Source organism: Alterirhizorhabdus solaris, assembly GCF_007785815.1.
Classification (GTDB): domain Bacteria; phylum Pseudomonadota; class Alphaproteobacteria; order Sphingomonadales; family Sphingomonadaceae; genus Alterirhizorhabdus; species Alterirhizorhabdus solaris.
Map to the genome: position 1 here is coordinate 1 of NZ_VNIM01000031.1, position 12,194 is coordinate 12,194.

At 67.8% G+C, this 12,194-nt stretch carries 12 protein-coding genes and 1 tRNA gene; 8 read left to right on the top strand and 5 right to left on the bottom strand.

All coding sequences use genetic code 11. The features are described from left to right. Position 1 precedes the first annotated feature (1 nt). Complete coding sequence (locus FOY91_RS09315; RefSeq protein ID WP_145150464.1) at positions 2-1,174, top strand: multidrug effflux MFS transporter; 1,173 nt, start codon at positions 2-4, stop codon at positions 1,172-1,174. Here the strand turns inward: FOY91_RS09315 and FOY91_RS09320 are convergent. Genes FOY91_RS09320 through hslV form a run of 3 tightly spaced genes read right to left on the bottom strand, consistent with a single transcriptional unit; the run spans position 1,165 to position 3,811 of the window. Further along, positions 1,165-1,878 carry an alpha/beta fold hydrolase gene (locus tag FOY91_RS09320; RefSeq protein WP_145150467.1) on the bottom strand — a complete coding sequence of 238 codons (714 nt, stop codon included), beginning with the start codon at positions 1,876-1,878 and terminating at the stop codon, positions 1,165-1,167. The genes FOY91_RS09315 and FOY91_RS09320 overlap by 10 nt on opposite strands. 22 nt (positions 1,879-1,900) lie before the next feature. Further along, on the bottom strand, positions 1,901-3,199 hold the full coding sequence (gene hslU, locus FOY91_RS09325; RefSeq protein WP_145150470.1) for an ATP-dependent protease ATPase subunit HslU: 1,299 nt from the start codon (positions 3,197-3,199) through the stop codon (positions 1,901-1,903). A 60-nt stretch (positions 3,200-3,259) separates the two neighbouring features. Then, positions 3,260-3,811 (bottom strand): ATP-dependent protease subunit HslV, encoded by a 552-nt coding sequence (hslV, locus tag FOY91_RS09330; protein WP_145150473.1) that lies wholly within the window; start codon positions 3,809-3,811, stop codon positions 3,260-3,262. Between the two features lie 337 nt (positions 3,812-4,148). Here hslV and FOY91_RS09335 point away from each other — a divergent pair, with 337 nt between their 5' ends. Together FOY91_RS09335 and FOY91_RS09340 are read left to right on the top strand one after the other, a co-directional pair. After that, positions 4,149-4,766 (top strand): outer membrane protein, encoded by a 618-nt coding sequence (locus FOY91_RS09335; protein ID WP_145150477.1) that lies wholly within the window; start codon positions 4,149-4,151, stop codon positions 4,764-4,766. Between the two features lie 125 nt (positions 4,767-4,891). Then, the gene (locus tag FOY91_RS09340) at positions 4,892-5,941 is read left to right on the top strand and encodes an alpha/beta fold hydrolase (RefSeq protein WP_145150480.1); all 1,050 of its coding nucleotides are present in this window, start codon (positions 4,892-4,894) and stop codon (positions 5,939-5,941) included. Positions 5,942-5,952: 11 nt separating this feature from the next. Here the strand turns inward: FOY91_RS09340 and FOY91_RS09345 are convergent. Next, a tRNA-Pro gene (locus FOY91_RS09345) sits at positions 5,953-6,029 on the bottom strand. Positions 6,030-6,201: 172 nt separating this feature from the next. Between FOY91_RS09345 and yajC the strand changes: the two genes are divergently transcribed. The 5 genes from yajC (at position 6,202) to FOY91_RS09370 (ending at position 10,534) form a co-directional block, all read left to right on the top strand. After that, positions 6,202-6,543, top strand: coding sequence for a preprotein translocase subunit YajC (gene yajC, locus FOY91_RS09350; RefSeq protein ID WP_145150483.1), 342 nt, complete (start codon positions 6,202-6,204; stop codon positions 6,541-6,543). A gap of 6 nt (positions 6,544-6,549) precedes the next feature. Continuing rightward, on the top strand, positions 6,550-8,151 hold the full coding sequence (secD, locus tag FOY91_RS09355) for a protein translocase subunit SecD (protein WP_145150486.1): 1,602 nt from the start codon (positions 6,550-6,552) through the stop codon (positions 8,149-8,151). Positions 8,152-8,161: 10 nt separating this feature from the next. Continuing rightward, positions 8,162-9,148: a protein translocase subunit SecF gene (gene secF / locus FOY91_RS09360; RefSeq protein WP_145150489.1), complete on the top strand. Its 987-nt coding sequence runs from the start codon at positions 8,162-8,164 to the stop codon at positions 9,146-9,148. A gap of 1 nt (position 9,149) precedes the next feature. Next, a complete protein-coding gene (locus FOY91_RS09365) occupies positions 9,150-9,521 on the top strand; it encodes an Mth938-like domain-containing protein (RefSeq protein ID WP_145150492.1) in 372 nt (123 codons plus the stop codon). A 329-nt stretch (positions 9,522-9,850) separates the two neighbouring features. Next, entirely contained in the window at positions 9,851-10,534 is a 684-nt protein-coding gene (locus tag FOY91_RS09370; RefSeq protein WP_238995326.1) for a TetR/AcrR family transcriptional regulator, read from the top strand. Between the two features lie 28 nt (positions 10,535-10,562). Here FOY91_RS09370 and FOY91_RS09375 read toward each other — a convergent pair whose 3' ends face one another. Then, positions 10,563-12,185 carry an NAD-dependent malic enzyme gene (locus FOY91_RS09375; RefSeq protein ID WP_145150495.1) on the bottom strand — a complete coding sequence of 541 codons (1,623 nt, stop codon included), beginning with the start codon at positions 12,183-12,185 and terminating at the stop codon, positions 10,563-10,565. Between the last annotated feature and the right edge of the window lie 9 nt (positions 12,186-12,194).

The following is a 12,194-nucleotide window of genomic DNA, read 5'->3' on the forward strand; positions in this document are numbered from 1 at the left end:
GATGGCGATCAACGCACTCGGCATCGACTCCATGCTGCCGGCGCTGCCCGCGATGGGCGCCTCGCTCGGCATCCCGGAAGAGAATCAGCGGCAGTGGATCATCGCCGCCTACGTCATCGGCTTCGGCTCGTGCCAGCTCGTCTACGGGCCGCTGATCGACCGGTTCGGCCGGCGGCCGATCCTCTTCGCCAGCTTGGGGTTCTTTGCGGTCGCCTCGGTGGCCTGCGCCTTCGCCTATGACTTCCACACGATCCTGATCGGCCGGGTGTTGCAGGGCGTGGGCGCCGCGGCCTCGCGCGTGCTGGCCGTGTCGATCGTGCGCGATAGGTTTTCCGGGCGGACGATGGCGCGGGTGATGTCGATCTCGTTCGTCGTCTTCCTCGCGGTGCCGATCCTCGCGCCGAGCATCGGCCAGCTCATCATGCTGGTCGCGCCGTGGCACGGCATCTTCTACGCGCTGGCCGGCTTCGGCCTGTTCGTGGTGGCCTGGGCAGCGCTGCGCCTGCCCGAGACGCTGCATCCGGACGATCGCCGGCCGATCTCGATCGCCAAGCTCTGGTCGGCGGCCAAGCTCACCCTCGGCAACCGCACCTCGATCGGCTACACGCTGTCGATGACGCTGATGTTCGGCGCGCTGATGGGGTTCATCAACTCCGCGCAGCAGATCTTTGCCGACGGCTTCGGCGCGGTGCGCATCTTCCCGCTCGCCTTTGCCGGTTGCGCCGGGCTGATGGCCGTCGGCTCCATCCTGAACGCGCGCATCGTCGAACGGCTGGGCACGCGCCGCGTGTCGCAGACGGCGCTGCTGGCGCTCATCACGCTCTCGGGCATTCATGCGGTCGTCGTGCTCAGCGGGCATGAGACGATCTGGACGTTCTGCATCCTGCAGGCGCTGACGATGGGGTGCTTCCCGCTCTCCACCTCCAACTTCGGGGCGATGGCGATGGAGCCGGTCGGTCATATCGCCGGCACCGCCGCCTCCGTGCAGGGCACGATCTCGACGCTGGGCGGGGCACTGATCGGCCTCGTCATCGGCCAGCAGTTCAACGGCACCTCGGCGCCGGTCGTGGTCGGCTACTTCCTCGCCGGCCTCGCCGCGCTGGGCATGGTGTTCTGGACGGAGCGCGGCAAGCTGTTTAGCGCGCACCACGTCGTCCCGCCGGCTCAGGCGTGATCGCGGGCCACCACGTCGCGGATGAAACCGGCGATGCTGGCGGCGATATCGTCGAGCGGGGTCGCCGTCAGCGGGTGCGCCGGGCCGGGAAACAGCCCGAGCCGCCATGTAGCGAAGCTGCCGGCAAGCGCGTGCGTCTCGGCCAGCGGCACCAACTGGTCCTCGCTGCCGTTCATCACCAGCACCGGCACCCGCATAGCGCGCAGGTCCCCGGGCGAAAGCGGCGGGTTGTGCCCCAGATCGGCGAACAGCCGCCGGTTGGCCGCGTTCACCAGCCGCCAGTCGGTCGGGTGGTGGATCGCGGCGAGTTCGGCCGCGCGGGGGTTGCCGGGGCGGGTCAGCCGCGCCGGGTCCGCAAGATGGACGATGTGCGCCACGGCGGCGGGATGCCATATCGCCCGCGCGGCGAGCGTCGCGATGCCGGCGATCCGGTCGGGCCGGCGGTGGGCCAGCATCATCGCGAGCATCCCGCCGATGCTGTAGCCGAACACGAAGCATCGGCCGATCCCGGCGGTATCCATCGCCGCCTCGATATCGTCGGCTATGGCGGTGATGCCATACTCCGCCCCCGGCGGCGGGCGGCCGCCGTGGCCGAGCCAGTCAGGCGCGAAGGTAACGATTTCAGGCGGCAACCGCTGCGCGACCGGCGCCATCTCGGCCGCCGATCCGTTCGCGCCGTGGAGCAGGACCAGTGTTTCCGGCACCTGCTCCCCCCGCCCCTACCGCCTAGAGGACATATTTGCTGAGATCGGTATTGCGCGCGATCGCCTGCAACTGGCTCTCGACATAGGCCGCATCCACCGTCAGCGCCTCGCCCCGCCGGTCCTCGGCATCGAAGCTCACGTCCTCCAGCAACTTCTCCATCACGGTGGAAAGGCGGCGGGCGCCGATGTTCTCGATCTGCCCGTTCACCTCGGCCGCGATGCGGGCGATGGCGGCGATGCCGTCCTCGGTAAAGGTCACCTCCACCCCCTCGGTGCCGATCAGCGCGCGATACTGTTCGGTCAGGCTCGCCTGCGTCGCCGACAGGATGCGGACGAAATCGGCCTCGGTCAGCGCCTTCAGCTCCACCCGGATCGGTAGTCGGCCCTGAAGCTCGGGCAGCAGATCGGAGGGCTTGGCAACGTGGAACGCGCCCGAGGCGATGAACAGGATGTGGTCGGTCTTCATCGGCCCGTATTTGGTGGCGACGGTGGTGCCCTCGATCAGCGGCAGCAGGTCGCGCTGCACGCCCTCGCGGCTCACCGATCCGCCACGCACGTCGGACACGGCGATCTTGTCGATCTCGTCGAGGAACACGATGCCGTTGGCCTCGGCATCGGCCAGCGCCGCACGGCTCACCTCGTCCTGATCGAGCCGCTTGTCCGATTCCTCCTCGATCAGCTTCGCCCAGGCGGCAGGCACCGGCAGCTTGCGGCGCTTCGGACGCCCACCGCCCATCTTGCCCATGATCTCACCGAGATTGATCATGCCCATCTGGCCGGGCATCCCGGGAATCTCGAACTGCCCGCCGCCGGCATCCTCCACCTCGATCTCGATCTCCTTGTCGTCGAGATGCCCGTCGGTGAAGCGCTGGCGGAAGGCGGTGCGGGTCGCCTCGCTGGCATCCTTGCCGGTCAGCGCGTCGAGCAGGCGGGCCATCGCCGCCTCCTCGGCCTTGTCACGCACGGCGGCGCGGCGGCGTTCCTTCTCCAGCCGCACCGCCTCCTCCACGAGATCGCGGGCGATCTGCTCCACGTCGCGACCGACGTAGCCGACCTCGGTGAACTTGGTCGCCTCCACCTTCACGAACGGGGCATCGGCCAGCTTCGCCAGCCGCCGGCTGATCTCGGTCTTGCCGCAGCCGGTCGGCCCGATCATCAGGATGTTCTTGGGCGTCACTTCCTCGCGCAACCCCTCGGGAAGGTGCTGGCGGCGCCAGCGGTTGCGCAGGGCGACGGCCACCGCGCGCTTGGCATCGGTCTGGCCGACGATATGGGCGTCCAGCGCGGCGACGATGGCTTTGGGGGTGAGGGCGTCGTTCATAGCAATATCTCCGTCATCCCGGCCCGGGCCGGGATCTCTGCGGCGAAGCGGAAAGCGGTATCAGGCCGCCGGCTCGATCGTCTCGATCGTGAGGTTGCCGTTGGTGAACACGCACACGTCGGCGGCAATCGCCATCGCCTTGCGGCAGATCGTCTCGGCATCCTGCTCGTAATCCAGCAGCGCGCGTGCGGCGGCCAGCGCATAGTTGCCGCCAGAGCCGATCGCGGCGACCCCTGCCTCCGGTTCCAGCACGTCGCCGTTGCCGGTCAGGATCAGCGTCACCTCCTTGTCGGCGACGATCATCATCGCCTCCAGGTTGCGCAGGAACTTGTCGGTGCGCCAGTCCTTCGCCAGCTCCACGGCGGCGCGCAGAAGCTGGCCGCTGTGCTGCTCCAGCTTGCGCTCCAGCCGCTCGAACAGGGTAAAGGCATCCGCCGTCGCCCCGGCGAAACCGCCAATCACCGATCCGTCACCCAGCCGGCGCACCTTGCGCGCGTTGGGCTTGATGACGGTGTTGCCGAGCGAGACCTGCCCGTCACCCACCACCACCACCTTGTTGCCGCGACGGACCGACAATATCGTCGTGCCGTGCCATCCGATCTTGTCGCTCATCGCACTCCCCGCATCAGGGTGGGGGATATGGGGAGGTGAGGGCGAACGCGCAATCGCCCACAGCGGGCGCAAGGCTTGCCGCGACAGATGCGCTGCAACCGAAGTATCGACGGCGACATGTCAAGTCGAGGCACCGGATTTACTCCGTTTTGCTCATTACCAAGAGTTCACGGTCGATTAACTTGACGTTCATCCGCCGGGAACGCTCGCGCCCGTGAGGCGTGGTGCAAATATGCAACAACATAGCGCGATCTCGGCGGGTCGCACGAAGGGGGTGGAACCTGCGCGCGATCCGTCTATTCAGCCGACGCGTATTTGCAAATCGGAGTGTCCCCGTATGAAGAAGATCATCCTCGCCCTGGCGACCGCGGGCGCCGCCCTCGGCGCCACCGCCGCATCGGCCCAGGTCGTCAACAACACCACCTTCCGCGGCTTCCGTGCCGAGGGCCAGGTCGGCGGCGATCGTTTCCAGTCGCAGGGCGAGAGCAACAACAAGTTCGGCTACGGCGGCGCCATCGGCTTCGACGGCACGATCGGCGACAAGATTGTGGTCGGCCCGGAAGCCACCTACTGGCGTGCCAACGAGTGGAACGGCAACCGCACCGCCGGCGTGCGTGGCGGCGTCGTCGACCACAAGTCGTTCGAAGAGTGGGGCGCTGCAGTGCGCGTCGGCTATCTCGTGACCCCGGCGCTGCTGGTGTACGGAAAGGCCGGCTACGTCAGCAACGAGTTCCGCAAGAGCTTCATCCCGGCCGCGCCGACCGCCACCGTGCGTGAGACGGGCTACTACAACCGTGGTCGTTCGGACGGCTATCAGGTCGGCGGCGGCGTCGAGTATTCGCTCACCGACATGTTCTACGTGAACGGTGAATACAAGTACTCCAACTATGCCAACGACTCGGTTCGTCAGCGCGCTCTGGTCGGCTTCGGCGTCCGCTTCAAGCCGGGCTTCTGATCCGAACGAGATAATGGGGCCGGCCTTCTGCGGAAGGCCGGCCCTTTTCTGCGTCCGCGAGACAAGCGGCAGCGGCAACTTTTTGCAGTGCAGCATGTTGGGGTGGCATCCATCAGGAGCCACTCATGAACAAATCTGCTTTCGGCCGTATCCCGGCTGGCAAGATCCCTTCGTCGGGTAGCAAGCTTTCCCGCATCGGCGCCGGCATCACACCGAAGGGCGCACTGATCGCCTCGGGCGTCGTCGCCGCCCTTGCCGCCGCCGCCCTCTACAACCGTCGCGAAACGACCGTCGCAGAGCGCAATACGCCGCCGACCGGATCGTTCGTCGAGGTGGACGGGGTTGACCTCCACTATATCGCGCGCGGCACCGGGCGTCCGCTCGTCCTGCTCCATGGCAATGGCGTGCCGTTGCAGGACATGATCGTCAGCGGCCTGTTCGATCGCTCGGTCGAGGCCGGCTACCGGGTCATCGCGTTCGACCGGCCGGGTTACGGCTACAGCAGCCGCCCGAGCGACCGGATGTGGACCCCGCGCGAGCAGGGCGACCTGTTCGCGCACGCGCTTGCCACGTTGAAGATCGAACAGCCCGTCGTGCTCGGCCACAGTTGGGGCACCATGGTGGCGCTGGCGATGGCGCTCGATCATCCGGAGAGCGTCGCCGCGCTCGTGCTGCTGTCTGGCTATTACTATCCCACCGTACGGCCCGATGCGTTGCCCCAGTTGCCCACCGCCGCACCGTGGCTGGGCACCTTGTTCGCCCATACGCTCACGCCGCTGATCGCCCGCCTGTTCGGCCCGTTGCAGGTGAAGGCCAGTTTCTCGCCTGCCCCGGTATCGCCTTGGTTCGCCGACTTCCCGGCACGGATGTCGCTGCGTCCCTCGCAGATCCGTGCGGCCTCGATCGAGGGTGCGATCATGGTGCCGGGCGCCGCGACGATCAGCAAACGATATGGCGAGCTCGATCTGCCCGTGGTCATCATGGCGGGCGACGGCGACAAGATCGCCTGGCCGGAGCGGCATGCGGTGCTTATGCATCATGAGATCGCACGGAGCGTGCTGCGCGTCGTGCCGGGTGTCGGCCACATGATCCACTACGACGCGACGGACGAGGTGGTGGACGGTATCCGCGACGCCGATCAGCGCAGCAGGCAGGCGACACCGATGGCCGCCTGATGGGGTCTAGCTGGTCGGGGCGACAGGATTCGAACCTGCGACCCCCAGACCCCCAGTCTGATGCGCTACCAGGCTGCGCTACGCCCCGACCACGGCGGCGGCTTTAGGCGGCGATGCCGCACTTGGCAAGCGCCCGCTGATCGCGGCGGCGAACATGTCCCGGAGGCGCCGCAGCGCGGTTGCGCGGAGGCGCCCGCCCGTGATAGGCGCCGCGCGATCAACGGCCCCGCGCCCGCAGCTTCCAGGAAGCCTTTCCAGCGATGTTCATCTCTCCCGCATACGCCCAGGCCGCCGGCGCGACCCCGCCCGGTGGCGCCACCGCCATCATCATGCAGATGGCGCCGCTGCTGCTGATCTTCGTCGGCTTCTACTTCCTCATCATCCGCCCGCAGCAGAAGCGCGCCAAGGCGCACCGCGATCTGCTGATGGCGGTGAAGAAGGGCGATCAGGTCATCACCGGCGGCGGCCTGCTCGGCAAGGTCACCCGCGTCGAGGAGGATGCGGTCGAGGTGGAGCTGGCCCCCAACGTGCGCGTCCGCGCGCTCAAGTCCACGCTCACCGACGTGACCGGCACCGGCACCGCCAAGCCCGCGAACGACTGAGCCGCCATGCTCGACTTTCCGCGCTGGAAGATCTGGTCGATCTGCCTCACCCTGCTCGTCGGCGTGCTGTTCGCCATCCCCAGCTTTCTGCCGGAAGCGACGGTGGCGAAGTTCCCGCCCGGCGTGCCCAGCGCGCGGTTCAACCTCGGGCTCGACCTGTCCGGCGGCAGCCACATCCTGCTGGAGGCCGCGACCGACGATCTTGAAAAGCAGCAGCTCGCCAAGATGGAGGAAACCGTCCGCACCGAGATGCGGCGCGGCGACCCGCAGGTGAACATCGGCGATATCTCGACCACCGGCAACCGTCTCTCCTTCTTCGTCCGCGACGTAACGCAGCTCGACGCGGCGGTGGACCGTGCCCGCACGCTCACCAGCGCGGTCGGCGTCACCGGCAAGCGCGACTGGGATGTCGCGGTGGTCGATTCGACCCGTATCGTGATGACGCCCACCAAGGCCGGTCTCGCCTACGCCACCGACGAGGCGATGAAGGTCGCGGTCGAGGTGGTGCGCAAGCGCATCGACGAACTCGGCACGCGCGAGCCGACGATCATCCGCCAGGGCGACGACCGCATCGTGGTGCAGGTGCCCGGCCTGCAGAACCCGGCGGCACTCAAGGCATTGCTCGGCAAGACGGCCAAGCTGGAATTCAAGCTGGTCGACCTGACCGCCGACCCGGCGCAGATCGCGCAGGGGCGTGCGCCGATCGGCAGCCAGGTGCTGCCCTATCTCGACAATCCCGCCGGCGGCCAGCGCATCGCCGTGCAGCGCCGCGCGATCCTGTCCGGCGACGAACTGATCGACGCGCAGGTCGCGCGCGATCAGGATGGCCGCCCGGTCGTGTCGATCACGTTCAACTCGGCCGGCGGACGCAAGTTCGCGCGGGTGACGCAGGAGAACGTCGGCAAGCCGTTCGCCATGATTCTCGACAATCAGGTGCTGTCGGCGCCGAACATCAACGAGCCGATCCTTGGCGGCAAGGCGCAGATCAGCGGCAACTTCAACGCCGAAAGCGCCAACGCGCTCGCCATCTCGCTACGCTCGGGCAAGCTGCCGGTGGCGCTGAAGGTGATCGAGGAGCGCACCGTCGGCCCCGATCTCGGCGCCGATTCGATCCGCTCCGGCGCGATCGCGGCGATCATCGCCACCGTCGCCGTGATCGCCTTCATGATCGCCACCTACGGCCGCTTCGGCGTCTATGCGACGCTTGCGGTGGTCATCAACATCTTCGTCATCCTCGGCGTGATGGCGATCATCAACGCCACGCTCACCCTACCCGGCATCGCCGGCTTCGTGCTGACGATCGGCGCGGCGGTGGATGCCAACGTGCTCATCAACGAGCGTATCCGCGAGGAGCAGAGGCGTGGCCGCAACGTGATCCAGTCGGTCGAGCTGGGCTACAAGGAAGCGAGCCGCACGATTTTCGACGCGAACGTGACGAACCTGATCGCGGCGATCATCATGATCGTCTTCGGCTCCGGCCCCGTGAAGGGCTTCGCCGTGGTGCTCACCATCGGCATCGCCACCTCGGTGTTCACCGCCGTCCACTTCACCCGGATGCTGGTCGCCCTGTGGCTGCGCAAGCAGCGCCCGACGCACTTGAATATCTGAGGGACACGCCATGCGTCTGCTGAGAATCGTCCCCGACAACACCAACATCGGCTTCGTCCGGCTGCGCTTCGTCGCGTTCGCCTTCACCATCCTGCTCACCCTCGCCTCGATCACGCTGATCGCCACGCGCGGGCTGAATCTCGGCGTGGATTTCGTCGGCGGGCTGATGATCGAGGCGGGGTTCAGCCAGCCCGTCCAGCTCGACGAACTGCGCGAGACGGTGAGCGGGCTGAACGTGGGCGAGATCTCGCTCCAGCAGTTCGGCGGACCGAACAACGTGGCGATCCGCCTGCCGCTGCCGCCGGGCGACGAGACCGCCGCGCAGACGGTGGTGAAGCGCGTGCAGGCGACCATCGCGCAGAAGCACCCCGATGTGGTGTTCCGCCGCGTGGATACCGTGTCGGGAAAGGTATCGGGCGAGCTGATCCGCAACGGCATCTTCGCAGTGCTGCTCGCCATCGCGGGCATCGCGGTGTTCACCTGGGCACGGTTCGAGTGGCATTTCGGCGTCTCCACGCTGGTGGCGCTATTCCACGACGTGATCGTCACGCTGGGCTTCTTCGCGCTGACCCGGCTGGAATTCGACCTCAACGTGGTGGCGGCGATCCTGACGATCGTCGGCTATTCGCTGAACGACAAGATCGTGATCGACGACCGCATCCGCGAGAACCTGCGCAAGTATCGCCAGATGGAGATCGGCGCGCTGATCGACCTGTCGGTCAACGAGACGCTGCCGCGCACGGTGATGACGACGATGTCGATGGTGCTGGCGCTCGGCTCGCTGCTTATTTTCGGCGGTGAGGTGATCCGCGGCTTCACCTCGGCGATGCTGCTCGGCATCGTGATCGGTACCTACTCGTCGATCTACGTCTCGTCGTCGCTGCTGATCGCGCTCGGGATCGACCGTAGCACACTCGCCAAGCGTGCCACCCCGTCGCTGACGCCGGAAATCAATGCCGAGCGCGTCACCCGTCGCCGCGACGATCCGAAGGCCTGACTTGCCGACGATCGAACGTGAATCGCCCCCCGGCGGGCCGGTCGTCCGGGGCTTTGCCGGGCGTGGCTTCCGCGTCGGCGAGACGGTGTATGCCGATGGCCTGCTGATGACCGCCGAGTGGGCGATGGCGTGGAACGCCCCGTCGCTCGATACTCTCGCGGAGGCGGACGTTCTGCCGCTGCTCGACGGACCGCACGAGTTCCTCTTGCTCGGCACCGGCCCGAGCCTGCGCCGCCCGCCGGCGGCCTTCACCGCCGCGCTCGACGCGCGGAGCATCGGCGTCGAGATCATGGACAGCCGCGCTGCCGCCCGTCTGTGGGGTGTGCTGCGCGCCGAGGGTAGGCAGATCGTCGCGGCGTTGCTGCCGCTGTAGACGACAGACGCCAAACGGCAGCGATGCGCTTTCCGACTGGCCGACCGTATCGGAAATACGCACGACGAGCAGCATGATCGCAGGGACCCGCCTGGCAGATCAGCCGCTCGCTGCTTCGCCCGATGCCGGCCTTACCGTCCGCACTGGCGGAAAGCCGGTGAAGGAAGGGATGCCTCGACACCTCGAGGAATCCACTACCGAATTTCACCGCGTCCGGCCGTCATTTTGAAATTGCTAACGTGATTTATGATATACGTCAGCCTTCCGGGGCCGGGGTTATTGCCGCTGCCCGTGCGGCGATGAAAACATGCTGGCTCCGGGCCGGGTGAGTGAAAAGGCGTTTGGTCGAGATGGCGGAGCAGGATCAGGCACTGGCGCCACGCCGCAGGCGGCGGTCTTCGCAGCAGTTGACCGACCTCATCCTGGAGGCGGCGGCCGCCGAATTCGAGGACAATGGTTTCGCCGGCGCCACCACCGCCGCGATCGCCCGTCGCGCCGCCGTGACGGAAACCCAGCTTTTCCGCTTCTATCCCTCCAAGCAGGCCTTGTTTCGCGCAGCCATCTTCGAGCCGCTCAGCCGCCATTTCGCCGAGTTCAACGCGCGGCACCCAGCCAGCGGGGGCGAGCCGGTTTCACGGCAGGCGTTCGCCGCCCAGTATATCGACGAGCTGCAGCTCTTCATCGAGCGCAATTCCCGCATGATGATGTCGCTGATCGCCGCTTCTGCGTTCGGGGCCCGGGCCGGGTCGGACGTGCCGACGATCGATGGCATGACCGACTATTTCGCCCACGGCGCCGCGATGATGGCCAAACGGGTCGGCGACGATCCCGCCATCGATCCGGCTCTGATGGTCCGGGTGTCGTTCGCCGCCGTCCTCGGCAACATCGCCTTTCGCAACTTCCTGTTCCCCGGCCCGATGGCGGACGATCAGCGCATTCGCGAGGCGGTCGCCCGGCTGGTGCTGTACGGCGTCGCCACGGACGGCCCGCCGCCCGGCGACGGGGAAGGCTAGCACCGCCCGCCGCCGCGTAGCCACCGCCTCAGGGGTAGGTCGCCTCCCACATTCCGGCGGCGATCGCTTCGCGGGTCAGCGTCTCCGGATCGACGGTGGCGACGCCCTCGACCAAGGCCTGGCGGGCGACCGCCACGGCGATGTGCAACGCCACTTCGCGCAGGCGCGTGATCGGCGGCAGCAGCGTCGCCCCCTCCCCGCCCAGCGCGCCCAGCGCTCGGGCGGCGGCCATGAACATGCCGTCCGTCACCTCGCGCGCGCCGCTGGCCAGCGCGCCCAGCCCCACGCCGGGGAAGATATAGACGTTGTTCACCTGCGTGACGCCGGCGACGCCGAACGGGCTGCCGGTGCCGACGATCGCGCGGCCATCGGTCCACGCCAGCAGATCGGCTGGATGCGCCTCCGCGCGCGAGATCGGGTTGGAGAGCGGGAAGATCACCGGCTGCGCCACGCCCGCCGCCATCGCGCGGATCACGCCTTCGCCGAACGCGCCCATCTGGCCCGATGCACCGATCAGCACGGTGGGCCGCACGTTGGCGACGGTATCGAGCAGGCCGATCGCATTGGCCCCCGTCCGCGTCCAGTCGACGATATCGGCCGGATCGTGTGCCAGTGCCTGCTGCTGCGGCGGCAGGCGGGGAATGTCGGAGAGGACCAGCCCGTCGCGATCCACCGCCCAGATCCGCGCCCGCGCCTCCGCCTCGGCCAGCCCGTCCGCCATCATCGCGCGCACCAGCAGTTCGGCCACGCCGCTGCCCGCCGCCCCCGCGCCGAACAATACCACGCGCTGTTCGGTCAGCGGCGTGCCGGTGCGGCGGATGGCGGAGAGCAACGTGCCCACCGCCGTCGCCGCCGTGCCCTGGATATCGTCGTTGAAGCTGAGCAGCCGGCCGCGATAGCGTTCGAGCAGATCGTAGGCGTTCTTGCCGGCGAAATCCTCCCACTGGAGCAGCACGCCGGGAAAGCGATCCGCCACCGCCGCCACGAACGACTCCATGAAGGCGTCATACTCCGCGCCCCGGATGCGCGGGTTGCGCCAGCCCACGTACAGCGGATCTTCGCGGCGGGCGGCGTTGTCGGTGCCCACGTCGATCAGGATCGGCAGTACCTCCGCCGGGTGGATGCCGGCGCAGGCGGTGTAGAGCGCCAGCTTGCCGATCGGGATGCCCATGCCGCCCGCCCCCTGATCGCCGAGGCCCAGAATGCGCTCGCCATCGCTGACGACGATCACCTTCACCCGGTCCAGCGCCGGATCGGCGAGGATGTCGGCGATACGGTCGCGGTTCGGGTAGCTGAGGAACAGCCCGCGCGGCCGCCGCCAGATCTCGCTGAACCGCTCGCACCCCTCGCCCACCGTGGGGGTATAGACCAGCGGCAGCATGCGCGGCAGATCGCGCTGGACGAGTGCCTGAAACAGGACCTCGTTCGAATCCTGCAACTCGCGCAGGAAGGCATAGCGGTGGAAATCGTCCTTCATGCCCTCCAGCGCGCGCATCCGCCGCTCGATCTGGCTGTCCAGCGTACCGACGTGCGGCGGCAGCAGCCCGTGCAGGCCGAACGTCTCGCGCTCCTCGTTGGTGAAGGCGGTGCCCTTGTTGGTCAGCGGATCGGCGAGCAGGGCGCGCGCGGCGGCATGGAAGGCGGGGGAGATAGGACGATC

Coding starts and splice junctions, on each gene's coding strand:
- FOY91_RS09340 (WP_145150480.1), top strand. CDS start 4,892: ATGAACAAATCTGCTTTCGGCCGTATCCCGGCTGGCAAGATCCCTTCG.
- hslV (WP_145150473.1), bottom strand. CDS start 3,811: ATGAGCGACAAGATCGGATGGCACGGCACGACGATATTGTCGGTCCGT.
- FOY91_RS09335 (WP_145150477.1), top strand. CDS start 4,149: ATGAAGAAGATCATCCTCGCCCTGGCGACCGCGGGCGCCGCCCTCGGC.
- secF (WP_145150489.1), top strand. CDS start 8,162: ATGCGTCTGCTGAGAATCGTCCCCGACAACACCAACATCGGCTTCGTC.
- yajC (WP_145150483.1), top strand. CDS start 6,202: ATGTTCATCTCTCCCGCATACGCCCAGGCCGCCGGCGCGACCCCGCCC.
- secD (WP_145150486.1), top strand. CDS start 6,550: ATGCTCGACTTTCCGCGCTGGAAGATCTGGTCGATCTGCCTCACCCTG.
- FOY91_RS09315 (WP_145150464.1), top strand. CDS start 2: ATGGCGATCAACGCACTCGGCATCGACTCCATGCTGCCGGCGCTGCCC.
- hslU (WP_145150470.1), bottom strand. CDS start 3,199: ATGAACGACGCCCTCACCCCCAAAGCCATCGTCGCCGCGCTGGACGCC.